The following is a 25,830-nucleotide window of genomic DNA, read 5'->3' as shown; positions in this document are numbered from 1 at the left end:
GACCTGAGCTCATCGCGCCGCCCCCCGAACCCGATCTCCCGCCGCCCGTAGAGGAGCCGCCCCCGCCGATGGAGGAGCCGCCGCCGGTCGTGGAGCCCGAGCCCGAGCCGCCGCCGCAACCCCGGCCGGAGCCGCCGCCCGTGGTCGAGACGCCGGCGGAAGCGGTCTTCAATGCGCCCATTCCGCGCGCGCGACCTCGCCCGCCCGAGCCGCGTCGCGAAGTCGCCGAGCGCCGACCCGAACGCCCGCGCGAGGTGGAGCGCCCTCGCGAGCGCGAGCGGCCCCGCACCGAACGCCGGCAGGCGGCCGCACCGACCTCCAGCGCCTCGCGCGCCGCGCCCGAGGCCTCGCAGGGTCAGCGCGCGCGGCCGAGCATATCGCCGGCGCGATGGCAGTCGCAGATATCGGCCCGGCTCAACCGCTTCAAGCGCACCCCGCGCGGGGGCGGCGCGGGCACGGTGCGGGTGTCTTTCACGATCACCGCCAGCGGCGCCGCCACCGGCATCCGCCTGTCGGGCTCGTCCGGCAATCCGGCTCTCGACGAGGCCGCGCTTTCCCTGGTGCGCCGCGCCAGCCCGTTTCCGGCGCCGCCGGAGGGCGGGAGCGTCCCCATGACGGTGCCGATCGCCTATACGCGCTGACGGCGCAAGGACGGCCAAGGCCGCGGAGGCATGTCCGAGAGCCTGTCAGTCGAGGCCGAGATCGATGGCGCGGCGCGCCGTCATCTCCAGCCTGACCGTCTCGACGTTGGCAAGGATCCAAGTGGACATCGCATTCTGCGAATTCTTTTCTTCGCGGGTCATTTCGGCGTCGCGAAACTGGATCCAGAGTCTTTGCGCGGTGCGCAGGGCTCCTAGTTGCTCGTCTCGCAAGGCCTGATCGGAGACGTAGTCCCCGCGGATCGACTCCACTTGAGCCTGAAAGTTCCGGTTCAGAAGCTCGTCCCAAGCCGCGGTTTCGCGCGACGCGCAGAAATAGGTCCGGATCGATACGATCTCATCGGACGGCTGGTCGCGGCATATCTCGGATATCCGGCCGATGCATGTCTCCTTCTCGCGCCTGGTCCTCTGCACGCCAAGACAAGCACGGATCGCAGCCAGATCGGCGGCGATCTCGACCTGGTTCTCGGCAGCGCCGGCTCGTTCGGCCTAAGCCGACCAGGAACAGAGGAGCACGGCAAGAAGCACCGCGAGCAAGCGGATCACCTCTAGGCGACCTTGCCGACGAACCGTTCGTCCGCCGCGTCCAGTTCGCGGCGAACGCGGGTGATCTCGAGGCTCTCGTCGGGGGCGGCTTTGGCGTAGGTGATCTTCTCGCCCGCCCTGATCGGGGCGGTCACGCGGGCGCCCTCGGCGAGGCCGAGCGGCAGGCCGCCGGCCGCGCGCGCCTCCCCCCAGGTCATCGCGACGCCGCGATACTGCGTCTCGCCGATACGCCCGAGCGTCTCGCCGGGGGCGAGATCGCGCTTGGCGACGGCGATGCACTCGGCGACGGGCCGGTCCAGGGGCTCCATGTGGGGGCGGCGGTGGACGGCCGCGTGGATCGCCGACAACGGCACCTCGATCGAGGTGAGGTGGAAGGGGCGGAGCAGCGAGAAGCAGGGGCCGGGGCCGACCTTCAAGTCGGCGATGCGCTCGGTGACCCGCGGATGGCGGCCCTTGACGACGCAGAAGACGCCCGGCGCGACGCCGCGCCCAATCGTGTAGTCGACGCAGCCCATCCGCGACAGGATGCCCCCATCCTCCTTGGGGCAGAGCACCTGCGCGAGGTCGTCGGCGGTGGCGTTCGGGCCGTGCATGCCGGGAACGTCCGGCACGAGCCCGGTGGCGTTGGCGATCGCCACCATCTCGACCATGGTCTTCGATCCGTCGACGAACTCGACCAGCATGCGCGCGTTCATGTTGCGCCGCGCCGCTTCCGCCTCGTAGTCGGCGGGCACGGCGTTGAAGTCGAGCGGGTTGTTCTTGCCCTTGCCGGCGCACACGATGTCGAGACCGAGCGACTGGGCGAGGCCGATCAGCTCGATCGTCGCGTGCGGCTCGTCGCCTGCCGCGCCCGTGTAGACGACGCCCGCCCGCTTCGCCGCGGCGTTGAGATGGCGGCCGACCGCGATGTCGGCCTCGACGTTCAGCATCACGACGTGCTTGCCGGCCGCAAAGGCCTTCAGCGCCAGCGTCGTGCCGAAGCTCGGGCTGCCCGTCGCGTCCACCACGACGTCGATGCGGCCCGCCTCGCACAGGAGCGAGGCGTCCGGCACGATCGCCGCACGGCCCGCCTCGATCGCGGCGTCCACATCCGCGGCGCGCTCGGCACGGGCGCTTTCCTCCGGCGCATAGCCGGCATAGGCGAGCGCGGCCTCGGTCTCGGCGGGGCGCGAGGTCGACACGGCACCGAGCCGGACGCCCGGCATCAGCCTCAGCTGGACGAGGAGGTCGATGCCCATCTGCCCCGCGCCCGCGACACCCACCGTCACCGCCCCGTGCTTGTCCGCATAGGCGTGGAGGTCGGCGGCAAGGCCGACGCGTGCGATGGAGTGCATGGGAGCCGACCCTTCGGATGGGCGCCGCGACGGCGGCGCTGTCAGCTTCGACCGATAGCGGCAGGGCGGCGGCGGAATCAACCGGCCGCGACGTCACGTCTTCGCTTGTGTTTCCATGAAGGGCCCGAGGCCCTATGGTCAGGCCTCTGCGACCTTCTAGAGCGGCGGAACCGGCCTTTCATGCGCATGCTCCTGGTGGAGGACAACGAGGGACTGGGCGACGCCGTCAATCGCCACCTGCGCGGCGCCGGCCATGCGGTGGAATGGGTGAAGAGCGCCGAGGACGCGGTGGAGGCCTTCGGGCTCGACACGTTCGACGCGGTGATCCTCGACCTGACCCTCCCCGGCCGCGACGGGCTCTGGGTGATCTCGCAGCTGCGCCGGGCGCGCTCGAGCGTCCCCGTCCTCGTGATGACGGCGCGATCCGAGATCGACGACAAGGTCAGCCTCCTCGACCAGGGCGCCGACGACTATCTGACCAAGCCCTTCGACCTGCGCGAGCTCGACGCCCGGCTGCGCGCGCTCCTTCGCCGCCCGGCCGGGCAGACCACCAGCGTCTCGGCCTTCGGCGACGTGACGGTGGATCTCGCCGGCCACGCGGTGAGCCGGGGCGGCGAGCGGCTCGACATCGGCCGACGCGAGTTCCGCCTGCTCGAGATTCTCCTGTCGCGGCCCGGCGTCGTCGTCGGCAAGGAGCAGTTGATGGCGCAGCTCTTCTCCTTCGACGAGGCGGTCTCGATCAACGCGCTGGAGCTCTACGTCTCGCGCCTGCGCCGCAAGCTGGAGGGCTCGGCGCTGGAGATCGCAACGGTGCGCGGGTCCGGCTATGTCGCGCGGGTGCGCGATGGCGGATAGGACGGTCTCGATCCGGCGGCGCGTGCTGGTCGCCGCGACGCTTCTTCTGCTGCTCGCCGCGCTCGTCCTTGTCGCCTTCATCCGCGACTATGCCGAGCGGGCGTCCGAGCGCGCCTTCGACAGCCTGCTCGGCGCCTCGGCCCTCATCATCGCGGGCGCCGTGCAGCTCGAGGAGGGCGAGGTGACGGTGGAACTCCCGCTCGCCTCCTTCTCGATGTTCTCCGGCCGCGACCGGATCTTCTACGCCGTTGAGGCGCCGGACGGCACCAACGTCACCGGCTACCCCGACCTGTCGGAAGGCCTCGTCCCCGAGGACGACAGCGAGCCGACCTTCGCCGACGCCATCTATCGCGGCGAGCCGGTGCGCGTGGCGAGCGCCGGGCGGCTCGTCTCCACCGCGTCCGGCACGGGCTGGGCGACGGTGCGCGTCGCCGAGACGCTTTCCGAGCGGCGCGCGCTCGCCCGCGAGATCTTCCAGAACGCGCTCCTGCCGGTGGTCGCGCTTCTTCTCCTGGCGCTGGTGATCCTGTGGTTCGGCATCGGCCGCGCCTTCCGCCCGCTCCTGTCGCTGGAGCGGCACCTGCGCGCCCGCGCGCCGGAGAACCTCTCGCCCGTCGACCTGCCGGTGCCGCAGGAGGCGGTGCAGCTCGTCGGGGCGCTCAACGACTTCATGGGCCGGCTGGCGCTGGCGCGCGAGCGCCTGGAAGCCCTCGTCGCCGAGGCCGCGCACGAGGTGCGCACGCCGCTCGCCTCGCTGCGCCTCCAGGCCGAGGTGGCGCGCGGCGAGAGCGACCCGGAAGCGCTGCGCACCCAGGTCGCGCGCATCCACGACGAGGCGGTGCAGGCGAGCCAACTCGTCTCCCAGCTCCTGATGGACGCGACGATCTCGCACCGGCTCGACACCGCGCCGGCGGGCGCGACGCCGGTCGGCGCGGTGGTGACCGAGGTCGTGCGACGGCTCGACCCCGACACCGCCGACCGCGTGCGCGTATCGATCGCGCCCGGCATGGCCGAGGCCTCGCTTGGCGCCGACCGCGTGGTGCTTCGCGAGATGCTGCGCAACCTCGTCGACAACGCCCTCACCTACAGCCGCGGCCCGGTCGAGATCGCGGTCGCGGCCCGCGCCGACGGGTCCGTCGGCATCGACGTCGCCGACCGGGGGCCGGGCATCGCGCCGGAGGAGCGTGAGGCCGTGTTCCAGCGCTTCCGGCGTGGCGGGGCGTCGGCCGGCACCAACGGTTCGGGTCTGGGGCTGGCGATCGTGCGCCGCGCGGTCGAGGCCCAGCGGGGCCGGATCGATCTCGAGGACCGGCCAGGTGGCGGGTTGCTCGTCCGGCTCGTGCTGCCGCGGGTCGACCTTCGCACCGGCCGCCCGGCCGCGAGAGCCCTCGCCTCGCTGGCCCTTCTTGCGATCCTGTGGTGGCCGATCGCGAGCGCCGGTGCCACCGAGGTCGTCTACCCCGCGCCGGACGGCTCGGGCGAGACGCGCCTCGCGATCCTCGGTGCCACCGACACCGGCCTCTTCGCCCATCTCGTGCGCGGCTTTCAGGCCCGCCGCCCCGACGTCACCGTCACCTACGAGGAGGGCGAGACGCTCGGCATCTACGAGGCCTTCGCCTCCGGGTCCCGCCCGCCGCCCGACGTGATGGTGAGCTCGGCCTCCGACCTCCAGGTCAAGCTCGTCAACGACGGCTTCGCCCAGCCCCTCACCCTCGCGAGCGCCGCCAGCCTGCCGGGCTGGGCCCAATGGCGCTCGGAACTCTTCGGCTTCTCGTTCGAGCCGGCGGTGATCGTCTACAATCCCGACATTCTCGCCGAGAACGAGGTGCCGCGCAGCCATCTGGAGCTTGCCGAGCTTCTGGAGCGACAGGCGGTGCGGCTCGCCGGCCGGATCGCGACCTACGACGTCGCGCGCTCGGGCGTCGGCTACATGCTGGCGGCGCAGGACCAGTCGGTGTCGTCCTACTTCTGGCGCCTCGCCAGCGCCTTCGGACGGGCGGGCGTGCGCCTGTCGGGCGCCAGCCCCACGATCCTCGACGGAGTGGAGCGCGGCGATCTCGCGCTCGGCTACAACGTCCTCGGCTCCTACGCCTTCGCGCGGCAGGCGGCGGGCGCGCGCATCGGCATCGTGGTGCCCGACGACTACGTCCTCGTCGTCACCCGCTCGATGTTCGTGCCGGTCGCGGCGCGGCGTGCCGATCTCGGCGAGGCCTTCATCGAGTTCGCACTGTCGGACGAGGGCCAGTCGATCCTCGCCGGTCCCGCCGCGCTCGGCGCCGTGGTTCCGGGAACGCAAGGAAGCTGGACGGCCGAGCGCATCGCCGCGCGCGGTCGCGGTGCCGTGCAGCCGGTGCCGCTCGGCCCCTCCCTCCTCGTCGGGCTCGACCGCCAGCGCCGTGCCCGGTTTCTGGACACGTGGATGGAGATCGTTGCACCGCAATAAGGCAGGCTGGCTTCGTGACAGGTTTTTGACAGGAACCCTTTGTTAGGATGTTTCCAGACGGCCGGGGAGGCTGGATGCGACCGTGGGCGGGCTTCTCGAAGCTCTCGCCCTACGACCGGACGGCCTGGAGGGGCGGGACGGTCTTTCTCGGCAGCCGACGCGCGCCGCCACTCTCCCCGCGACCATCGCAACGGTTTTGAGGACGACGCGATTTCACGCGTCGCCACCAGGGAGGATCCAGCCATGAAGTCGATCATCTTCGGCGCGCTCGCCGCGCTTCTCGTCTCCACCAGCGCCTTCGCCCAGGCGCCCGCCTACGAGATCATGGCCCCGGCTTCGCCCGGCGGCGGCTGGGACCAGACCGCCCGTGCCATGCAGAACGTCCTGCAGGAGACCAAGCTCGCCAGCAACGTGCAGGTCGTCAACGTTCCGGGCGCCGGCGGCACGATCGGCCTCGCGCAGTTCGTCTCGACGAAGTCCGGCAACCCGAACGCGCTGCTCGTCGGCGGCTACGTGATGGTGGGCGCGATCCTGACTAACAAGTCGCCGGTCACGCTCGACCAGGTGACGCCGCTCGCCCGCCTCACCGGCGAGGACGAGGCCATCGTGGTTCCGGCCTCCTCGCCCTACCAGACGATCGCCGACCTCGCGAAGGCGATGAAGGAGAACCCGGGCGCCGTGGCGATCGCCGGCGGCTCGGCCGGCGGCACCGACCACATCGCGGCCGGCCTGCTCGCGCAGGCCGTCGGCGCCGACCCGAAGGCGATCAATTACATCGCGTTTTCCGGCGGCGGCGAGGCTCTGGCGGCCATCCTCGGCCAGCAGGTCGCGGCCGGCATCTCCGGCTACGGCGAGTTCGAGAGCCAGGTGAAGGCCGGGACGCTCCGCCTCCTCGCCACCACGGGCGGCCAGCGCGTGCCGGGTTCCGAGGCGCCGACGCTGAAGGAAGCCGGCATCGACATGGAGCTGCAGAACTGGCGCATGGTCGCCGGCGCGCCGGGCCTGTCGGCCGACGAGCAGGCCGCCACCATCGCCAACATGCAGAAGATGGTCGACAGCCCCGAGTGGAAGGCGGTCCTCGAGCGCAACAACTGGCAGAACACGTTCCTCGCCGGCGACGCCTTCAAGACCGAGCTGGCCAAGAACATCGAGGACACAAGGGAAGTCCTCACCGCGATCGGTCTCGTCCAGTAATGAGCGCCCCGTCGGACCATGTGCCGACCGAACGCCGCCCCGACCGGGCGGCGTTTGCCATCGGCTTGGGGCTGGGGATTATCGGCCTCCTCGTTCTGCTCGACGCCAGCCACATCGGCGGCGGCGCCTATGCCCGCATCGGGCCGGCGACCTTCCCGACCCTGATCGGCTTCGCGCTTCTCGGCCTGTCCGGCTGGACCATGGTCGAGGCCTGGCGCGGCGACTTCCCCGAGCGCGACCATGACGAGTTCGCACCGATCGTCTGGATCATCGGCGGGCTGGCGGCCCAACTCCTGCTCCTGACCACCGCCGGCTTCTCGATCGCCACGGGCCTCCTCTTCGCGGCGACCGCGCGGGCCTTCGGCAAGCGCAAGCTCTACGTGTCGATCCCGGTCGGCATCCTCATGAGCCTCGCGATCTGGCTGATGTTCACGAAGGTCCTGAACCTCGCGCTGCCGGCCGGACCGCTGGAACGCCTCTTCGGCTGAGCCCTATCGCCTCCGGCCCGGCGCCGAAGGCTTCTCCCTTCCAGCGCGCGCCTCCCGCCGGGACGGCCCGCGCCCGCTCGAACCATGGGTTGCCAGCGATGGATACCTTCGCGCTTCTCGGTCAGGGCCTGGCGACCGCCGCCCAGCCGATGAACCTCCTCTACGCGCTGATCGGCGTGACGCTCGGCACCGCGGTCGGCGTCCTGCCCGGCATCGGGCCGGCGCTCACCGTCGCGCTGCTCCTGCCCGTCACCTACCAGCTCGACGCCGCGGGCTCGCTCATCATGTTCGCGGGCATCTACTACGGCGGCATGTACGGCGGGTCGACGACCTCGATCCTCCTCAACACGCCGGGCGAGAGCGCCTCGATCATCACGGCGCTGGAGGGCAACAAGATGGCCCGCAAGGGCCGCGGCGGACCGGCGCTCGCCACCGCCGCGATCGGCTCCTTCGTCGCCGGCCTGATCGCGACGCTGGGCCTTGCCTTCCTCGCGCCCGTCATCGTCTCCTTCGCGCTCTCGTTCGGTCCGGCCGAATACTTCGCGCTGATGCTGCTCGCCTTCGTCACCGTCTCGGCGGCCTTCGGCGACTCGGCGCTGCGCGGCCTGACGGCGCTCGTCCTCGGCCTGACGCTCGGCCTCGTCGGCATCGACCTCCAGACCGGCCAGGCGCGCCTGACGCTGACGCCGATCGCCCAATACTTCCAGGGCATGGCCGCCGATCCCGCCGCCTCCATGCACGGGCTCTGGGCCTCGCTCGCCAGCTTCTTCGGCGGCATCTCGGCCAACCTCCTCGACGGCATCGAGGTAACGACGCTCGCCGTCGCGCTCTTTGCGATCGGCGAATGCCTCGTGGTGGCGGCTGCCGCCAACCGCACGCCGGACACGATCCAGGCGGTCAAGGGCTCGCTCTGGATGACCAAGGAGGACTGGAAGCGCTCGTGGAAGCCGTGGCTGCGCGGCACCGCGGTCGGCTTCCCGATCGGCGCGATGCCGGCCGGCGGCGCCGAGATCGGCACCTTCCTCTCCTATTCGATGGAGAAGAACCTCACGAAATACCCGGAAGAGTTCGGCAACGGCGCGATCGAGGGCGTTGCGGGCCCTGAGGCCGCCAACAACGCGTCGGCCGCCGGAACGCTCGTGCCGCTCCTGACGCTCGGCCTGCCGACCTCGGCGACCGCCGCGATCATGCTCGCCGCATTCCAGCAGTTCGGCCTTCAGCCGGGCCCGCTCCTCTTCATCACCTCGCCGCAGATCGTCTGGGGCCTCGTCGCCAGCCTCCTCATCGCCAACCTCATGCTTGTGGTGCTCAACCTGCCGCTGATCGGCCTCTGGGTGCGGCTCCTCACGATCCCCCGCCCCTGGCTCTATGCCGGCATCCTCGTCTTCGCGACGCTCGGCTGCATCGGCGCCAACCCCTCGCCGGTCGAGCTCGGCATGCTGCTGCTCTTCGGCCTGATGGGCTACATGCTGCGCCGCTTCGGCTACCCGATCGCCCCGGTCGTGGTCGGCCTGATCCTCGGACCGATGGCCGAGCAGCAGCTGCGCCGCGCACTCGCCATCAGCCAAGGCGATCCGACGATCCTCGTCCACTCCTGGCTCGCCATCGCGCTCCTGACGCTCGCGGTGCTCGCCCTCGTGGTGCCGATGATCCTGCGTGCCCGCGGTCGCGGCCAGATCCTGTCGCAGATGGCGGCCGACGAGGACTGACTGGGCCTCACACAGGGCGAACGAAAAAGGGCGGCTTCCGATGGGAAGCCGCCCTTTTCATGCATGGGTCGGTAAGCTTTTGGCAATTAGCCGAGCTTGATCTCGTCGAAGGCGTTCGGCTCGATGCCGGCAGCCTTGAGGGCCGCGCGCGAGGGACGCTTGCCGGCCTCGGCCGCCGCCGCGCATGCAGCGATGCCACCGAACGCTTCGGTCATGCTGCGGATCCGCTGGCCGAAGGAGCGCGTGCGGGTGTTGCGGGGGGTCATCGAGGTCGTCCTTTCGAGGTGTCTGTCTCGTTTCGATGATGAGAAGATGGGCCCTCGCCCCCCGGACTTGAAGCGTCGATTCGGCGCGTCAGCCATGCGATTTCCGTATATCGGAGACGTCAGCCATACTAAACCGATTGAAGTCGTAGGCGGGAACCTATCAGGGGACGCTGCATTCCCCACGGTTGGCGTCGCATAGGTCCGGCGCGGCTGGGGGAGCGTGAAGCGTTGGATATCGTTACTTCGCAGATGCTGCGTCGCGCCTTGCCGCTGTTCACGGCGCTGGCGATCGGCGTCCTGACGCTGTCGATCGCCGCGATCCTGACGCTCGGGCGCGAGATCTTCGTGCCCTTCGCCCTCGGCATTCTTCTCGCCTTCATCCTCGCCCCGATCGTCATCGGGCTGCAGCGCCGCCGCGTGCCGCGCATGCTCGCGATCTCGGGCGCGATCCTCGCCGCCACCGTCGCCATCGTGGCGCTCGGCTTCATCATCGCGCTGCAGATCACCTCGCTCGTCGGCGAGATCCCCTCCTACCGCCTCACGGTCCAACAGAAGCTGCAATCGCTGTCGGCTTCCGCGCAGGCGAGCGGCAACGGCCCGTTCAGCCGGGCCGCCGTCGCGCTGGAAGAGATGGCCGCCGACATCCAGCACCTTGCCGCGCCCGCCGAGACGGCGGCGGGCAACGGTGCCGACGGGGCTCCCGCGCCGCGCCCCATCCCGGTCACGGTCGAGAACGAGAGCTCCCTCTTCGACACGATCAGCGCCATCGCCCTGCCGCTCCTCCAGCCGCTGGCGACCTTCGGCGTCGTAATCATCTTCGCGATCTTCATCCTCCTCCAGCGCGAGGACCTCAGGAACCGCTTCATCCGCCTCGCGGGCACGGACGATCTGCAGCAGACGACGGCCGCGATCGACGACGCCGCCCGCCGCCTGTCGAAGCTTCTCCTGTTCCAGCTCGGCGTGAACGCCGCTTTCGGCGTCGTGACCGCGCTCGGCCTCTGGCTCCTCGGCGTGCCGAGCCCCGCGCTCTGGGGCATTCTCGGCGGCATCCTGCGCTTCATCCCCTATGTCGGCGGCTTCGTCGGCGCGGGCCTGCCCATGCTGCTGGCCTTCGCGGTCGATCCCGGCTGGTCGATGGTGATCTGGACCGCGGTCCTCTATCTCGGCGCCGAAACGATCCTTTCCAACGTCGTGGAGCCGGTGCTCTACGGCCACTCCACAGGCCTGTCGCCCGTCGCCATCCTGCTGGCCGCCACGATCTGGGCCTTCCTGTGGGGTCCGGTCGGCCTGATCCTCGCGACCCCTTTGACCATCTGCCTCGTGGTCATGGGCCGGCACGTACCGCGCCTCGCCTTCATCGATGTGATGTTCGGCGACCGTCCGGCGCTGTCGCCGCCGCAGATCTTCTACCAGCGCATGCTGGCCGGGGCGCCCGACGAGGCGATCGACCAGGCGCACGACTTCCTGCGCCAGCGCGAACTCGCGACCTACTACGATGAGGTGGCGCTCGAGGGCCTGCGCATCGCGCACGAGGACGTCGCGCGCTTCGCCGTCGAGGGCGAGCGACTGGAAACGCTGCAACGCTCGACGCTGGAGCTGGTCGAGGGCCTAAAGTCCGTGCGTACCTCGGCCCTCGGTGGCCGGCGCAGCAAGAAGGCGATGTCGGCGGAAGCCGCCGCGGCGGTCGATGCCGCCGGTCCCGACCAGGAGGTCACCCGCATCGTCCAGCGGCAGCAGGATCTCGCGCCCGCCTGGCGCGGCGACCGACCCGTCGTCTGCCTGTCCGGTTCGAACGCGCTCGACGGGGCCGTCACCGCCATGCTCGCGCAGGTCCTGACCCGCCACGGGCTTCGGGCGGAGGCGGTCAGCCTCGCCTCGCTGATCCAGAACCCGCCGAGCCGCGAGGACGCGAAAGGCGTCGCGCTGGTCTGCCTGTCCTTTGTCGAGCCGCTGTCGACGGTGCATCTGCGGCAGGCGGTCCGACGCGTTCACCGCTTCGCGCCGCGTGCGCGCATCCTGATCGGCATCTGGCGCCAGCGCGACCCCACGATGCTGCAGGAACTGAAGCGCCGCGTCCATGCCGACGCGCTGGTGACGACGCTGAACGGGGCGCTCGCCGCCGCGCTCGACATGTCCGGACAGGCGATGCATGTGCCGGCGCCGGAGACGCCCGCCGCTCCCAACGTGACCGACGAGACCAAGGTCGAGGCCGCCGTCGAAGCGGTCTGACGCTGGCGTCGGCCGCGTGGATCGGTCCTGTTCGCGACCGTCCGGCGGGGGCAGAACGACGCCCGTCCCTTGCCGTCCGGGTGACTGCCGCCCTTTGGCGGCGCCCTGGTCCCGTGAGCGCCTCAGCGACCACCCGCTTCGGACGCACGTCGACGACGCCTTGATCCGACATGAAAAAGGGCCGCCTCCCTTCGGAAGCGGCCCTTCATGTTGCTGGCCGGCGCGGGCAAGGCGCCGGGGTAGCCGGTCAGCCCTTGTCGGGCCGGACGATGTGCACCCGCTCGGCGGCGGCACGGCGGAAGGCCTCCGACACGTGCTGGAACGCCTGGTGCGCCTCGTCCGACAGGGAGTAGCCGTCCTCGGGCTCGAGGATGAAGGCGAGCAGCGAGCGGCCGGTCGCCATGTAGTCGGTGTTGAACTCGAAGGGCACGAGCTCGTCGCGGTTCGGCGTGTTGGTGTCGATGATGCAGTGCCAGCGACGCCCTCCCGGTGCCTGCGGCAGCTTGAAGTTCACGACGTCGTGGTGCGCGTTGAGGACGAGAAGCATCGTCGCGTCGGACCCGACGCGCTTGATGCCTTCCGCCTGCGCGCGGCCGTCGAGAAGCACGCCGAAGCAGCGCGCGCCCGCATCGTCCCACTCGGCCTGCTGCATCTCGCCGCCCGACGGCGACATCCACGTCACGTCCTTGGCGCCGATCTCCTCGTCGAACCGCCCCTGGAGGAAGCGGCCGCGACGCAGCATCGGCAGGGCCTGACGCAGCATGATGAGCTTCTGGACGAATTCGGCGAGATCCTCGCCGTCCTGCGTGACGTTCCAGTCGACCCAGCCGATCTCATTGTCCTGCGCGTAGGCGTTGTTGTTGCCCCCTTGCGTGCGGGCGAACTCGTCGCCCGCCAAGATCATCGGCGTGCCGCGCGACAGGAGGAGCGTCGCGAAGAAATTGCGCAGCTGGCGAAAGCGGACGTTGTTGATCTCCGCATCCTCGGTCGGCCCCTCGACGCCGTAATTGTTCGAGAGATTGTGCGAGTGGCCGTCGCGGTTGTCCTCGCCGTTCGCCTCGTTGTGCTTGTCGTTGTAGCAGACGAGGTCGTGCAGCGTGAAACCGTCGTGCGCGGTGATGAAGTTGACGCTCGACCAGGGCTGGCGGCCGCGGTTGTTGAAGAGGTCGGCCGAGGCCGAGATCTTGCCGGCGACCGCCGGGACCTTGCCCTCGTCACCGCGCCAGTAGGCGCGCACCGTGTCGCGGTAGCCGTCGTTCCACTCGGCCCAGCCCGGCGGGAAGCGGCCGACCTGATAGCCGCCCGGACCGCAGTCCCAGGGCTCGGCGATCAGCTTGACCTGGGACAGCAGCGGGTCCTGCATCGTGGCGTGAAGGAAGGAGGACTCCTCCGAGAAGCCCGTCGGCTCGCGCGCCAGAATGGTCGCGAGGTCGAAGCGGAACCCGTCGACGCGCATCTCGCCGGCCCAGTAGCGAAGGCTGTCCATCACCAGCTGCATCACGCGCGGATGCGAGGTGTTGACGGTGTTCCCGGTGCCGGTGTCGTTGATGTAGTAGCGCTTGTTGTCCGGCAGGAGCCGGTAATAGGTCGCGTTGTCGATGCCCTTGAACGAGAGGGTCGGCCCGTTCTCGTTGCCTTCGGCCGTGTGGTTGTAGACGACGTCGAGGATGACCTCGAGGCCGTTGTGGTGGAAGGTCGAGACGAGTTCCTTGAACTCGTTGACGAAGGGCGAGCCCATGTAGCGCGGATCGGGCGCGAAGAAGCCGAGGGTGTTGTAGCCCCAGAAATTCCTGAGGCCCTTCTCGACGAGGTAGCTGTCGTCGACGAAGGCGTGGATCGGCAGGAGCTCGACCGACGTGATCCCGAGGCTCTTGATGTACTGGACGACGTCGTGGTGCGCGAGGCCCGAGAACTTGCCGCGATCGCGGTCCGGCACGCTCGGGTGGCGCTGGGTGAAGCCCTTGACGTGAGTCTCGTAGAAGACGGTCCGCTCCCACGGCACGTTCGGCCGGCGATCGTTGCCCCAGGTGAAGGCCGGGTCGACGATCTGCGACTTCGGCACGAAGGCTGCGGAATCGCGCTCGTCGAACGACAGGTCGCCGTCGGCATGGCCGATCGTGTAGCCGAAGAGGGCGTGGTCCCATTTCAGCTCGCCGACATGCTGCCGTGCGTAAGGGTCGAGAAGCAGCTTGTTCGGGTTGAAGCGATGGCCGGCGTCGGGCTCGTAGGGGCCGTGGACGCGATAGCCGTAGACGAGGCCGGGGCGAGCGTCCGGCAGATAGCCGTGGAACACCTCGTTGGTGTATTCCGGCAGCACGATGCGCTCGAGTTCGGTCGTGCCGGTCTGGTCGAAGATGCAGAGCTCGACCTTCGTGGCATTGGCGGAGAACAGGGCGAAGTTGACGCCCAGCCCGTCCCATGTGGCGCCACGCGGGAACGGCCGGCCAGCCTCGACACGTGACTTGTGGAGGCCTGGCTTCGCAAGAGTGGACGCGAAGTCGGAGGCATTCGGTTGAATGTTCAAGGGATGGATCCCGTCATGAAATGAGACACGCCGGATCGGGAAAGGGGATAGACGCGCATTTGGTTCCCGCACCTGCGAACCGTTTGGCGGTGTCCCCGTTATCTCCCGCGAACACACCCGCGACGAGGAAGCGACATCTTGAAGATCCAGGACGTGATGAACCGGCACGTCGAGTTTGCCGGGCTCGACGACCCCGTGTCGGAACTCGCCGTCATGATGGGGGACCTCGACGTCGGATCGCTGCCCATCGGCACGGCGGACGATGCCAAGGGCGTCGTCACCGATCGCGACATACTCTACCGCGTCGTGGCGCGCGGGCTCGACCCGGCGCAAACGCGGGCGCGCGACGTCATGTCCGCGCCGCTCCTTGCCTGCCGTCCCTCGGACAGTCTCCAAGCCGCGATGGACCTGATGACAGCGCATCGCATCCGGCGCCTCGCCGTCACGCAAGGCGAGGGTGCGGTGGTCGGCTGGGTGACGCTCGCCGACCTGTCGCGCGTGCTCCTTCTGGAGTCCGGCACGGTTCAGTCGGCGCTGCGCGAGATCACGCGCGAAAGCGCCGGTTGAGGCTGCCGACGACGTTCACCGTCAGCCCGAGGCGGGCGGCAAGATACGTGAGATAGGCTTGCGCGACCGCAGAGCGCTGGCCGACCACCAGAAGCGACACGGCATAGACGTGCGCCGCCTTGTCGAGCCGGCGCGCGGCATCCGCCAGGGCGCCGATCGAGACCGGCGGTGCCGCATCATACCCCAGCGGCGCAAGGTGCGAAGGCGTCGCGCCGAGCCGCGCCAGCGTCTCGCTGGCGCGCTCGCGCCGGGCGGCATCCGCCCAGCCGCCCTCGTCGGCTTCCAGTGCCAGCGCCGCCGCGTCGACGGCGAGCGCCGCCTCCTCAGCCGAGAAGGAGCGGAAGTCGAGGGTCAGCGGAAACGAGACCTGCCGGAAGTTCGCCAGATGCGCCGACAGAACCTTCAGCGCCAGCGTCGCCTCCACGCCGTCACGGCGCATCGAGACCGGCGCCGGCGCCGGGGCGGCGTCCATCGCGGGCAGGTCGAGGGCCTCGAGGTTCAGGCCCTGCCCGTCGCGCGGTCCCGCCTGGCGCCCGGCGAGGCGCCAGAGCCATTCGACGCTCAAGCCTGCGCCGCCGCGGGTTGCTGCAGGAGGGCCTCGATCTGCCCGAGGAGCTTGGAGAAATCGACGGGCTTGGCGTGATAGTCGTCGCAGCCGGCCGCCAGCGTCTTCTCCTTGTCGCCCGACATGGCATGGGCGGTCAGCGCGATGATCGGGATGCGGGGCATCGAGGCGTCGGCGCGCATGGTGCGCGCGGCCGTCCAGCCGTCGAGGATCGGCAGGTTCATGTCGAGGAGGATGATATCGGGCGCCGTGCCGCGGGCCTTCTCGATGCCGTCCTGCCCGTCATGGGCCAGCACCACCTCGTAGCCGCGCCGCTGCAGGCGGCGGGACAGGAAGTCCCAGATTTCCTCGTGGTCCTCGACCAGCAGGATGCGTGTCATGATGTCGGCTCCGATGCGGACTGTCCCGTCTGTGCAGGCTGTGACGACCCGGCGTCCGCACCCTGACCGACCATAACGCGGATCTGGGCCGCAAGGTCCCTGAGGTCGACATCGCCCTTCGAGAAGATGTCCTCGGCCTGCCCCTGCAGAAAGCGCTTCTCGTCTGCCGTCAGGTCCTTGGAGGTGAGGACGACGACGGGAATCTCGCGCCAGTCCGCCCGTTCGCGCATGGCCTTGAGGAAGGCGAAGCCGTCCATCTCGGGCATCACGAGGTCGAGGAGGATGAGGCTCGGACGCTCGGTCTCCATGCGCGCCAGCGCCTCGCGCCCGTTCAGCGCCGTGATCACCTTCAGCCCCTCGCGCTCCAGCATGGTCGCGGTGCGGTGCAGGCCGTCCTCGTCGTCGTCGACCGCGAGGATCAGCCCGTTGTCGTTGGTGCGGAAGCGGTCGAGCACCGCCTTCAGGCGGTTCCACTCGACCGGCTTCAGGAGATAGTCCGCAGCGCCCAGCGCATAGCCGAGACTATGCTCGTCGATGATGGTGATCATCACGACCGGGATCGCCGACACGTCGGGATCGCCCTTCAGTTCGGTCAGGACGGCCCAGCCGTCCATCTTGGGCATCGTCACGTCGAGAAGGATCACGTCGGGCTTCAGGAGCCGCGCCATCTCGAGGCCGCTGAGGCCGTCGGCAGCGGTGCGCACCGAGAAACCCTCGCGCATCAGGAAGCGGGTGACGAGTTCGCGCGCGTGCGGGTCGTCGTCGATCGCCAGCACGAGGCCAGCCCCGGTCTCGGCCGGCGGCTTGACGTCGGTCGTGTCCGGCAGGACCTCCTCGACGGGCGTCTCGACCTCGGCGGGAATTCGGATGGTGAAGGTCGTCCCCTGTCCCTCGACGCTGGTGACGCCGATGTCGCCGCCGAGCAGGCGGCAGAAGGCGCGGGTGATGGCGAGCCCCAGCCCCGTGCCGCCAAACTTGCGCGTCGTCGATTCGTCGGCCTGCGCGAAGCGCTCGAACAGTCGCTCCACCTGCTCGGGCGTCATGCCGATGCCGGTGTCGGTCACCTCCAGCCGGATCCAGTCGCCGCCATCCTGCGGCTCGCGGCTGGCCGCCAGGGTGATCGTCCCCTCCTCGCTGAATTTGGCGGCGTTGGACAGGAGGTTGATCAGGCACTGGCGCAGCTTCACCTGGTCGGTGTGCATCTCGCCGAGATCGCCGTCCTTCTCAAGCGCCAGGCGGTTGTTCTTTTTGGTGATCAGCGAGCCGACCGTCGAGGCCACCTCGTCGAGCACGTCCGACAGCTGGAAGCTCTCAGCGTAGACGTCCATCCGCTCCGCCTCGATCTTCGACAGGTCGAGGACGTCGTTGATGAGGCTGAGGAGGTGGCGGGCGTTCTGCTCGATCTTCTTCAGGTCGGTGAGGAGATGGGCCTGCCCGAGGTCCTCGACCTCCTCCTCCAGCATCTCGGCATAGCCGATCACGGCCGAGAGCGGCGTGCGCAGCTCGTGGCTCATGTTGGCGATGAACTGCGACTTGGCCCGGTTGGCGTTCTCGGCCGCCTCCTTGGCGGCGGCGAGCTCCTGCTCGGCAGCGCGCTGCGAGGTGATGTCGGTGTTGGTGCCGAACCAGCGCGTGATCGCGCCGCTCTCGTCGCGGATCGGGATCGCCTGGGACAGGAACCAGCGATACTGCCCGTCGGCACCGCGCAGCGGGAAGCTGTCCTCCCACTTCACGCCTTCGGCAAAGCGCCGCGCCAGTTCCTCGCGCACGCGCTCGAGATGGTCGGGATGATGGACCTTGGTCCAGCCGTGCCCGCGCATCTCCTCCATCGTCGTGCCGGTGTAGTCGAACCAGCGCTGGTTGTACCAGTCGATGTCGCCGTTCGGATTGGCGATCCAGGCGAACTGCGGGATGTTGTCGGCGATGATGCGGAACTGCTCGTTGGAATGGCCGAGCTCGGCCGCGATGCGCTTCTGGTCGGTGATGTCGGTGTGGGTGCCGACCCACTCGGTGAGGCCCCCGTCCGGCCCGCGGATGGGAACCGCGCGGGCCAACATATCGCGCCACTCGCCGTCGTGGCGGCGCACGCGGTGCTCGATCTTGTAGGTTCCCTCGCGCTCCACCGCCTCCTTCCAGGCCTTGGCGCTACGCTCGCGGTCCTCGGGATGCAGGGCCTCGGTCCAGCCGAAGCCGGAATATTGCTCCTCCGTCTGTCCGGTGAAGGCGGCCCAGCCGGGCTGGGACCCGGAGAAGCGGCCCGAGTTCGGCGCCGACCAGACGATGGCCGACGTCGCCTCGATCAGCGAGCGGAAGCGCGTCTCCGAGTAGGCGAGCTGACGCTCGGCGCGAAGCCGCTTGGTGGCGTTGGTGAGGACGACGCCCGCGCCCACCGTCTCCTGCGCGATACGCCCTTCGGTGCGCAAGGGATAGATGCTGGCGAGATAGATCTGCTCGCCCTCGCCCTCGCCCGCCCTCAGCTCGACGCCGTTGTGCGTGCGACCCCAGCGCAGGGTCTCGTCCAGCATGCGCTCCAGCATCACGCGGTCGCGCGGGAAGAGGTCGAGCAGCGAATCCGAGACCGCGACCTCGCGTTTGAGGCTCGCACCGGCCTGCGCGAAGGCCGGGTTGAGGCGCCCCAGCCGGCTGTCGCGGCCGACGAAGCCGATCGCCACCGGCGAGTTTTCGAGCACCGCCGACAGCATGCCGCTCGCCCGCCGGCTCTCGACATGGCGGCGGAAGGCGATGAAGGCGAGCGAGGCGGCCGACAGGATGGCGGCGAGGAAGGCGATGTTGGAGATGAGGTCGTCGCGATGCGCCGTCGCCTGCACGAGGTCGACGCGCTTCTGCGCGTTGGTCTGCGCGGTGCCGACCTCCATGCGGATGTCGTCCATCACGCGCTTGCCGGCGCCCGAGCGCACGAGGTCGGAGGCGGCCTCGATGCCCACGTCGTTGCGAAGGCGCACCGTCTCGGTGTCGAAGGCGATCTCCTGCTCGGCGAGTTCGCGCAGGCGCGAGAGCCGGGCCGGGTCGCCGCCCCCCTCCTCCCAGACGCTTTCCATCCGCGTGAGCTGCGCCGGCAGGTCGGCGACGTTCTGGCGGAACGGGGACAGGAAGTCCTCGGTGCCCGCGATGACGTAGCCGCGCGTCGAGGTCTCGATGCTGGCCATCATCGACAGGAAGCGCTCGGCCTCGGCGACGATCGCCGCGTTGCCGTTGGCGGTCGCCTCGCGACGCGCGTCCTGCCAGGCGGTCCAGACGAAGGCCGCGATTGCGAGTGCGAGAAGGGCTCCGGCGAGGATCGCCGTGCGCCCGAGCGCCGCCTGAACCGTCGCGACGCCCTTATTGCCGGATGCGATCCCGGCGCCACCTTGTGTCATGCTTGGAAGTCCCCCGAATGCGGACGGAGGCGCCGCATCCCTCGCGTAACGGCGCGCGCCGGATTTCGTTCGACGGGCACGGGCCGCCGCACCGCTTTTTGTCGCCTCCCGCCGTCCGCCGTTCCCTCCGCGAGCCCGTCATGACCCTCGACCAAGCCCTCGCCTTCGGCCTCGTCGGCCTTACCGTCGCCGGCTTCGTCTGGGGGCGCCTGCCCTACGACCTGATCGCGCTGCTCGGGCTGCTGGCCGGCGTCCTTACCGGCATCGTGCCGGTGAAGAGCGCCTTCTCGGGGTTTGCCGACGACGTGGTGGTGATCGTCGTCGCCGCGCTCCTCGTCAGCGCCGCGATCGCACGCTCGGGCGTCGTCGAGGACATCATGCGCCCGTTGATGCCGCATATGCGCACGGCGCGCCGGCAGGTCTTCGTGCTGGTGGGCGCCGTCACGCTCTTGTCGATGGTGACGAAGAACGTTGGCGCGCTCGCCATGTTCATGCCGATCGCCGCGCAGGTCTCGCGCAAGAACGGCACGTCGGTCTCCCAGCTCCTGATGCCGATGGCCTTCGGCTCGCTGATCGGCGGCCTCGTGACCCTCGTCGGCACCTCGCCCAACATCATCGTCTCGAAGATCCGACAGGACATGACGGGCCAGCCCTTCGCCATGTTCGACTACGCGCCGGTCGGCATCGGCGTCGTCGTCTGCGGGTTCCTGTTCCTGTCGCTCGCCTCCGGCCTCATCCCGAAGCGGAAGCCGGCGGGCGGCATGGGCGACGCGTTCGCCCTCGACGCCTACACGGCCGAAGCCGAGATCCCGGAAGGCTCGACGATCGCCGGGCGCAACGTCGCCGAACTGGAGGCGGCCGCCGACAACGACATCGCGGTGCGCCTCGTGATCCGCGAGCGGTTCCGCCGCCACGAGCCGACGCCCGGCATGGTGCTGAAGGCGGGCGACCTCCTGCTTCTCGGCGGCGAGCCGGAGGGCATCGAGCGGGCCGTCGCGCGCGCCGGCCTCAGCCTGACGGGCGACCTGTCGACGCGCGCCGACATCGAGACCGAGAGCGTCGTCGAAGGCGTCGTGACGCCGCAGTCGCCGGCGATCGGCTCGCGCCTCGGCAAGCTGGCGCTGGAGACCGCACACGGGGTGGCGGTGCTCGCCGTCAGCCGATCCGGGCGGCCGATCGAACAGCGGCTCGCGACCTTGCGCCTTCGCGAGGGCGACGTCCTCGTCCTGAAGGGCACCAGCGAGAGCGTGCCGGCGGCGCTCGCCGAACTTCGCATCCTGCCGCTCGCCGAGCGCTCGATCGTGCTCGGCCGTTCGCGCCGCTCGTTCATCCCGCTCGCCATCCTGATGGCCGCGATGATCCTGACCGCGACGGGGCTCGTCAGCGCGGTCGCCGCCTTCTTCGGCGCCGCGGTGATCCTGCTCCTCCTGCGCGTCATGAGCATGCACGAGGCCTACGGCACGGTGGAGGCGTCGGTGATCGTGCTCCTTGCCGCGCTGATCCCGCTGTCGGAGGCGATCCAGACCACCGGCGGCACCGATCTCATCGCCGGCTGGCTGTCGACCGCCCTGCACGGGCTGTCGCCGCTGACCTCGCTCTTCATGGTGACGCTGCTCGCGATGGCGGTGACGCCATTCCTCAACAACGCGGCGACGGTGCTGATGCTCGGCCCCATCGCCGGCAGCCTCGCGGTCCGGCTGGGACTGAACCCCGACCCGTTCCTGATGGCGGTGGCGCTGGGGGCGGCCTGCGACTTCCTCACGCCGATCGGCCACCAGTGCAACACGATCGTCATGGCGCCGGGCGGCTACCGATTCGGCGACTACTGGCGCCTCGGCCTGCCGCTATCGGTGATCGTGCTCTTCGTCGGCGTCCCGCTGATCGCCTGGTTCTGGCCGGTCGCCGGCTAGAGACCCAGCTCAGTGGTGCGCCCGCTCTCTTCCAGTTCCCAGGACGCGGTCCAGTGTCCGGCGCGCCGGCGCAGCACAAGATAGTTGCGCTCGGCGGTGTAGACCGTGCGCTGGCCCGGCAGGCGCTTCAGCCGGATCGGCCGCCCCGGCAGTGGCGAGTGGCCGAGCCGCGACAGGAGCCCGAGGCCGAGACCGAGGGCCGCCGGGGGCTTGGGATGGGTGATGCCGGAGGCGACCAGCTGGTGCAGCGACGAGCCGTCGCGCAGGCGCATCTCGCCGCGCGTCGCCAGATGGATCTCGCCCGACACGACGGTGACCGGGCCACCGCGTTCCACCGCCTCGCGCTCGAGGCGTGAGAGAAAGCGCACCCATTCCGCCCGGTGACCGCGGCTCTGCCACTGGTCGCGCAGGTCGTCCTCGTACTGCTGCTGGCCGGGATAGAGGTCGAGCAAGGCCTCGACCAGCGACAGGCGCGGGCCGAGCGCCGGAACGCTCGAGACGACGATCCGCCGGTCGCCGCCGGGCGCCGCATCCAGCCCCGCCTCGAACGCCTTCCAGCCCTCGTCTCCCATGACGCGCTCCGGTGTGCGTTCCGAGCGCAGGTCGGGCAGGAGGACCGAGAAGCCGGGAAAGAGGGCGTCCTGCGAGAAGCTCGCGCCCGTCCGGTCGCGGCAGGTGGCCGGCAGCGCGGCGGGATCGGCGCCGAGCTGGAATAGCACGAACATCTCGCGCGCCGCCCGGAAGAGGCCGAGCGCGACGGGGCTTTCCTGCAGGCCGGCGGGATGGCTGCCCCAGCCGTCGAAGATGTCGTGGTCGTCCCAGATCATCAGCGAGGGCACGCGCGCGCCAAGTTCCGCAAAGGCCGGCTGGCGGATCAGTGCGAGATAGCGGCGGAAGAAGTAGCCGCGAACGGCCTCCTCCATGTCGGGCGTCCAGGCGACGGCCGGCTTCCCGTCGATGGGACGATCGGCCCAGCGCCGCGTCTCGGGATGGGCGTTCATCGCCTCGTCGGCATAAAGCTGATCGCCACCGTGGAGGAGGAGCGCGAAAGGCCGCGTGCGGTGCTCGGCGGCCAGCCGCCGCCACATGACGTCGCGGTCCTCGTGGCTACGCGCCTCGTCGCCGTTCTCCTGCCCGTTGCAGGAGACGAAGCCGACCGCGAGATCGCCGGACAGATCGGTCACGACGGAGAAGCGCCGCCCGTCCAGCCGATAGCCCGTCTCGGGCCCGACCGGCAGCGTGAATTCGGCGCCCCAGACGGCGTGGCCGAAGAGCTCGGCGCGAAGGCCGAGCGGCACCGCGTCCGCCCCGTTCGCCTCCAGCCGGGGCGCCTCCGCCCCCTGCCGCGTGACCGCGACGAGGCCGAGCCGGACCGCGGCCGCGTCCGCGCCGCGCGCGTAGAGGATGGGGCCGGCGACCAGCGCCGGCTCATGCAAGGGGATAGTGCTCAACGTCCTCGGGTTCCTCGTCCGGCCGCCTCTCGACGCCCGACATGTCGTGCGCGAGCGGGCGGCGACAAGGCTCGGGCGCGAGCGACGCTCAGACGGCGAGCGGCATCCGCAGGCCCGTGACCGGCGCCGACGGGCGGGCACCGGCGCCGGGCGCGCCGGCCTCGGCGCCGAGGCAGAGGACATCGGCCGGCGCGAAATGCACCTTCACGGTCGAGCCAAGGTTCGGCGGCGGCAGCGCCGGATCGTTGAACGTGTCGATCATCAGCTCGTCGCGGCCGAAGCGGGCGCGCAGGCGCACCACCGAGCCGAGGAAGGCGACGGACGTGATCTCGCCGCGCAGCTCGTTGGAGCGCTCGCGGCTGGGATGGAGCGACAGAGCCTCGGGCCGCAGCGCCAGCGTGACGGTGTCGCCGACCCGTGCCTCGCCGGCATGGGCCTCGATCTCCTGTCCGTCGACGACCACGCGGTCGCCGTGCGCCACTTTGCCCTTCAGGAGGCCGAGCGTGCCGACGAACGAGGCGACGAAGCGCGTGCGCGGACGATTGTAGATCTCGAACGGCGTGCCGACCTGCTCGATGCGCCCTTCCGACATGACGACGATGCGGTCCGACATGGAGAGCGCCTCCTCCTGGTCGTGCGTCACGAAGATCGTGGTGATCCCGAGTTCGCGCTGGAGGTCGCGGATCTCGGTGCGCAGCGAGACGCGGATCTTGGCGTCGAGCGCCGACAGCGGCTCGTCGAGGAGGAGGACGCGCGGGCGCGGCGCGATGGCGCGCGCCAGCGCCACGCGCTGCTGCTGGCCGCCGGATAGCTGGTAGGGGTAGCGATCGGCGATATGCGGCAGGCCGATGAGGCGCAGCATGTCCTCGACGCGCGAGCGACGCTCCGCCTTCGGGACGCCCGCGACCTTGAGGCCGAAGGCGACGTTGTCGGCGACGCTCATGTTGGGGAACAGGGCATAGGCCTGGAACACCATGCCGATGCGCCGGGCGTTGGGCGCAAGGTCGGTCACGTCCTGCCCGTCGATGCGCACCGTGCCGCGGCTCGCCGTCTCGAAACCGGCGACGATGCGCAGCATCGTGGTCTTGCCGCAGCCGGACGGCCCGAGGAAGGTGACGAACTCGCCCTTTTCAACTGACAGGTCGAAGCCGTGCAGGACGGTGTTGGCGCCGAAGCTCTTGGCGACGCCCGCGATCTCGAGAAAGCTCATGGAACCGCCTTCGCCTTGGGTTTGAGGAAGGAGCGCGCGCGGCCGGGCCCGGCACCGCCCAGAAGATGCAGGAGCACCATGCAGCCCCAGGTGACCGCAAAGGCGATCATCGCGAGCGCGGCGGGCTCGTAGGCGCGGTTGGCGCCGACGTTCTGGAGGTAGGGACCGAAGGCCGGGCGGTTGAGGAGGCTCGCCAGCACGAACTCGCCGATCACGATCGCGAAGGTCAGGAAGGCACCCGACAGGACGGCCGCGCGCACGTTCGGCAGGATCACCTGTGTCAGGATGGTCGAGCGCTTCGCCCCGAGGCTCTCGGCGGCCTCCGTCAGCGTGCGGATGTCGATCGCCTGAAGGCCCGTGTCGACGGCGCGGTACATGTAGGGCAGCGCCAGCACCGTGTAGCCGAAGACGAGGATGACGTTGGTGCCGGCGACCGTGCCCGTGAAGGGCAGCCAGGACGAGGAGTTGTAGAGCCTCAGATACCCGAACACGAGGACGATCGGCGGGATCACCAGCGGTAGGAGCGTGATGAACTCGACCACCGGGCGAAGCTGCGGCAGGCGAAGGCGCACCCAGTAGGCCGTCGGCACGACGAGGAGCGTGCCGAGCACGATGGTCGTCACCGCGCAGATGCCGGAGAACAGGAAGGTCTCCTGGAACCGATCGTCGGCGAAGACGACGCGATAGGCCTGGAAGCTCCACTGGCCGCGCAGCATTGAGAGCGAGAACTGGAACGTCGCCCAGAGCGGCAGGAGGAAGTAGAGCGCGGCCAGAACCACCGCGATCCAGGCCAGGACCCGCGGCGCCTTCATCGCAGCCACCGCTCGGCGCGCGACCGCAGCCAGATGTAGAGGAGGTTGGAGCAGCCGGTGATCACGATCATGCCGAAGGCGAGCGCGTAGCCGAGGTTGGGGTTGTAGAGGACGTCGCCGCGGATCTGCGCGTAGAGGAGGATCGGCACGATGTTGAGCGAGGATCCGGTCAGCGCGTAGGCCGTGGCGATGGCGCCGAAGGCGTTGGCGAAGAGGAGCAGGAAGCAGCCCATGAGGCTGGGGAACAGAACCGGGAGCGCCACCATGCGCCAGTACTGCCAGTTGGAGGCGCCAAGGATCGAGGAGGCTTCGCGCCATTCCCGCTTCAGCCCGTCGAGCGCCGGCGTGATGATCAGCACCATCAGCGGGATCTGGAAGTAGAGATAGGTGATCGTCAGGCCCCAGAAGCTCAGGAGGTTGAAGCCGAGCCGGTAGATGTTGAGGCCGAAGGCCTCGTTCAGGAACCAGGTGACGAGGCCGATGCGCCCGAGGGTCGCGAGGAAGGCGAAGGCGAGCGGGATGCCGGCGAAGTTGGACGCAACGCCCGAGAAGGTGACGACGGAGGACCGGATCCAGGACGGCAGGCCGCCGTGCACGATCGCATAGGCGAGGAAGAAGCCGAGGATCGCGCCGAGCCCCGCCGAGGCGAGACTGATGCGGATCGAGATCCAGTAGGCCGCCACGATCTGCGACTGGAAAAGCCCGGCGAGGTTGGCGAGCGTGAAGCTTCCCGCAGGATCCTGGAAGGCGCCGACGACGAGGTAGAAGGTCGGGGCGATCAGGAACAGGATGGCGAAGGCGAAGAACGGCACGACGCCGAGCCAGGCCAGCGAGCCTTTCTTCGCGCGCTCGACCGGCGGCCCGGCGGCGGCAGCGGCGCCCGTCATGGGCTCGAGGGCCTGGACACTCAACGCGGGGACCCCTTCGCGCGGGACGCCGTCGGGCGGCGTCTTGGGAGGACGAGGACCGCCGCCGCGGGGGCGACGGTCCGGATGCGTGGCCGGTCGGCGCTTACTGGACGTTGGCGCCCACGACCTGATCCCACTTGGTGGTGATCTCGGCCTTGGCGGCGTTCTGGTCGTCGAGCGTCGGGAACTTCGCGGCCTCGTAGGAGGCGGCAGGCGGCAGACGGTCGAGGAGATCCTTCGGGATCTTGCCGGCCTTGGCCATCTCGTTGAAGCGGATCGGGTGGCAATAGCCCTTGAGGTAGGTCAGTTGGCCCTCGTCGGAGTAGATGTACTCCATCCAGAGCTTGGCGGCGTTCGGGTGCGGCGCGTAGGCGCTGATCGCCTGGACGTAGACGCCGGCCAG

General features: G+C 69.8%; 21 protein-coding genes and 1 pseudogene. 10 read left to right on the top strand and 12 right to left on the bottom strand.

The annotated features are described in order from the left end of the window. Positions 1–641 (top strand): cell envelope integrity protein TolA (locus tag QZ753_RS05265; RefSeq protein ID WP_294641633.1); only part of this gene is annotated, 641 nt, incomplete at its 5' end. A gap of 45 nt (positions 642–686) precedes the next feature. Here the strand turns inward: QZ753_RS05265 and QZ753_RS05260 are convergent. After that, positions 687–986: a lysozyme inhibitor LprI family protein gene (locus tag QZ753_RS05260; protein WP_367171493.1), complete on the bottom strand. Its 300-nt coding sequence runs from the start codon at positions 984–986 to the stop codon at positions 687–689. Here QZ753_RS05260 and QZ753_RS05255 point away from each other — a divergent pair. Then, positions 912–1,211, top strand: a complete 300-nt coding sequence (locus QZ753_RS05255) for a hypothetical protein (protein ID WP_294641637.1) — start codon at positions 912–914, stop codon at positions 1,209–1,211. The two genes, QZ753_RS05260 and QZ753_RS05255, sit on opposite strands and share 75 nt — an antisense overlap. Here the strand turns inward: QZ753_RS05255 and QZ753_RS05250 are convergent. Continuing rightward, positions 1,208–2,539 carry a homoserine dehydrogenase gene (locus QZ753_RS05250; RefSeq protein WP_294641632.1) on the bottom strand — a complete coding sequence of 444 codons (1,332 nt, stop codon included), beginning with the start codon at positions 2,537–2,539 and terminating at the stop codon, positions 1,208–1,210. The two genes, QZ753_RS05255 and QZ753_RS05250, sit on opposite strands and share 4 nt — an antisense overlap. A gap of 180 nt (positions 2,540–2,719) precedes the next feature. Here QZ753_RS05250 and QZ753_RS05245 point away from each other — a divergent pair, with 180 nt between their 5' ends. The 5 genes from QZ753_RS05245 (at position 2,720) to QZ753_RS05225 (ending at position 9,228) form a co-directional block, all read left to right on the top strand. Further along, positions 2,720–3,394 carry a response regulator transcription factor gene (locus QZ753_RS05245; protein ID WP_090962644.1) on the top strand — a complete coding sequence of 225 codons (675 nt, stop codon included), beginning with the start codon at positions 2,720–2,722 and terminating at the stop codon, positions 3,392–3,394. Continuing rightward, positions 3,384–5,837 (top strand): extracellular solute-binding protein, encoded by a 2,454-nt coding sequence (locus tag QZ753_RS05240; RefSeq protein WP_294641631.1) that lies wholly within the window; start codon positions 3,384–3,386, stop codon positions 5,835–5,837. Before QZ753_RS05245 ends, QZ753_RS05240 begins: the two co-directional genes overlap by 11 nt. Before the next feature lie 243 nt (positions 5,838–6,080). Beyond that, a complete protein-coding gene (locus QZ753_RS05235) occupies positions 6,081–7,031 on the top strand; it encodes a tripartite tricarboxylate transporter substrate binding protein (protein WP_294641630.1) in 951 nt (316 codons plus the stop codon). Further along, complete coding sequence (locus tag QZ753_RS05230) at positions 7,031–7,519, top strand: tripartite tricarboxylate transporter TctB family protein (protein WP_294641629.1); 489 nt, start codon at positions 7,031–7,033, stop codon at positions 7,517–7,519. The genes QZ753_RS05235 and QZ753_RS05230 overlap by 1 nt, the downstream gene beginning before the upstream one ends. A 98-nt stretch (positions 7,520–7,617) precedes the next feature. Further along, entirely contained in the window at positions 7,618–9,228 is a 1,611-nt protein-coding gene (locus tag QZ753_RS05225; RefSeq protein WP_294641628.1) for a tripartite tricarboxylate transporter permease, read from the top strand. 86 nt (positions 9,229–9,314) lie between these two features. Here QZ753_RS05225 and QZ753_RS05220 read toward each other — a convergent pair whose 3' ends face one another. Then, positions 9,315–9,494: a hypothetical protein gene (locus QZ753_RS05220; protein ID WP_294641627.1), complete on the bottom strand. Its 180-nt coding sequence runs from the start codon at positions 9,492–9,494 to the stop codon at positions 9,315–9,317. 228 nt (positions 9,495–9,722) lie between these two features. Here QZ753_RS05220 and QZ753_RS05215 point away from each other — a divergent pair, with 228 nt between their 5' ends. Further along, a complete protein-coding gene (locus tag QZ753_RS05215; RefSeq protein WP_294641626.1) occupies positions 9,723–11,723 on the top strand; it encodes an AI-2E family transporter in 2,001 nt (666 codons plus the stop codon). Positions 11,724–11,970: 247 nt separating this feature from the next. On the opposite strand, the gene glgX is transcribed toward QZ753_RS05215, so the two are convergent. Next, positions 11,971–14,241, bottom strand: a complete 2,271-nt coding sequence (gene glgX, locus QZ753_RS05210; protein WP_294641635.1) for a glycogen debranching protein GlgX — start codon at positions 14,239–14,241, stop codon at positions 11,971–11,973. 144 nt (positions 14,242–14,385) lie between these two features. Between glgX and QZ753_RS05205 the strand changes: the two genes are divergently transcribed. Continuing rightward, positions 14,386–14,814, top strand: a complete 429-nt coding sequence (locus tag QZ753_RS05205) for a CBS domain-containing protein (RefSeq protein WP_294641625.1) — start codon at positions 14,386–14,388, stop codon at positions 14,812–14,814. Here QZ753_RS05205 and QZ753_RS05200 read toward each other — a convergent pair. From QZ753_RS05200 to QZ753_RS05190, 3 genes are read right to left on the bottom strand one after another with little or no spacing between them, the layout of a single operon-like run. After that, entirely contained in the window at positions 14,792–15,379 is a 588-nt protein-coding gene (locus tag QZ753_RS05200; protein ID WP_294641624.1) for a DUF533 domain-containing protein, read from the bottom strand. The genes QZ753_RS05205 and QZ753_RS05200 overlap by 23 nt on opposite strands. Then, positions 15,376–15,759, bottom strand: coding sequence for a response regulator (locus tag QZ753_RS05195; RefSeq protein ID WP_294641623.1), 384 nt, complete (start codon positions 15,757–15,759; stop codon positions 15,376–15,378). The genes QZ753_RS05200 and QZ753_RS05195 overlap by 4 nt, the downstream gene beginning before the upstream one ends. Next, positions 15,756–19,136, bottom strand: coding sequence for a response regulator (locus QZ753_RS05190; protein WP_294641622.1), 3,381 nt, complete (start codon positions 19,134–19,136; stop codon positions 15,756–15,758). Before QZ753_RS05190 ends, QZ753_RS05195 begins: the two co-directional genes overlap by 4 nt. Before the next feature lie 140 nt (positions 19,137–19,276). On the opposite strand from QZ753_RS05190, the gene QZ753_RS05185 reads away from it, so the two are divergent. Continuing rightward, positions 19,277–21,046 (top strand): SLC13 family permease, encoded by a 1,770-nt coding sequence (locus QZ753_RS05185; protein WP_294641621.1) that lies wholly within the window; start codon positions 19,277–19,279, stop codon positions 21,044–21,046. Here QZ753_RS05185 and QZ753_RS05180 read toward each other — a convergent pair. The 5 genes and pseudogenes from QZ753_RS05180 to QZ753_RS05160 all read right to left on the bottom strand — a co-directional run. Then, on the bottom strand, positions 21,043–22,497 hold the full coding sequence (locus QZ753_RS05180; RefSeq protein ID WP_294641620.1) for an alkaline phosphatase D family protein: 1,455 nt from the start codon (positions 22,495–22,497) through the stop codon (positions 21,043–21,045). The genes QZ753_RS05185 and QZ753_RS05180 overlap by 4 nt on opposite strands. 88 nt (positions 22,498–22,585) lie before the next feature. Beyond that, the gene (locus tag QZ753_RS05175; protein WP_294641619.1) at positions 22,586–23,707 is read right to left on the bottom strand and encodes an ABC transporter ATP-binding protein; all 1,122 of its coding nucleotides are present in this window, start codon (positions 23,705–23,707) and stop codon (positions 22,586–22,588) included. Next, positions 23,704–24,519 carry an ABC transporter permease gene (locus QZ753_RS05170; protein WP_294641618.1) on the bottom strand — a complete coding sequence of 272 codons (816 nt, stop codon included), beginning with the start codon at positions 24,517–24,519 and terminating at the stop codon, positions 23,704–23,706. Before QZ753_RS05170 ends, QZ753_RS05175 begins: the two co-directional genes overlap by 4 nt. Beyond that, positions 24,516–25,406, bottom strand: a complete 891-nt coding sequence (locus tag QZ753_RS05165; protein ID WP_294641634.1) for an ABC transporter permease subunit — start codon at positions 25,404–25,406, stop codon at positions 24,516–24,518. The genes QZ753_RS05170 and QZ753_RS05165 overlap by 4 nt, the downstream gene beginning before the upstream one ends. A gap of 124 nt (positions 25,407–25,530) precedes the next feature. Then, a pseudogene (locus QZ753_RS05160) lies at positions 25,531–25,830 on the bottom strand (ABC transporter substrate-binding protein); the annotation flags it as partial.

Origin of the sequence: uncultured Aureimonas sp. (assembly GCF_913775355.1) — a bacterium.
GTDB lineage: Bacteria > Pseudomonadota > Alphaproteobacteria > Rhizobiales > Rhizobiaceae > Aureimonas.
This window is presented reverse-complemented; position numbering and strand designations above follow the sequence as displayed.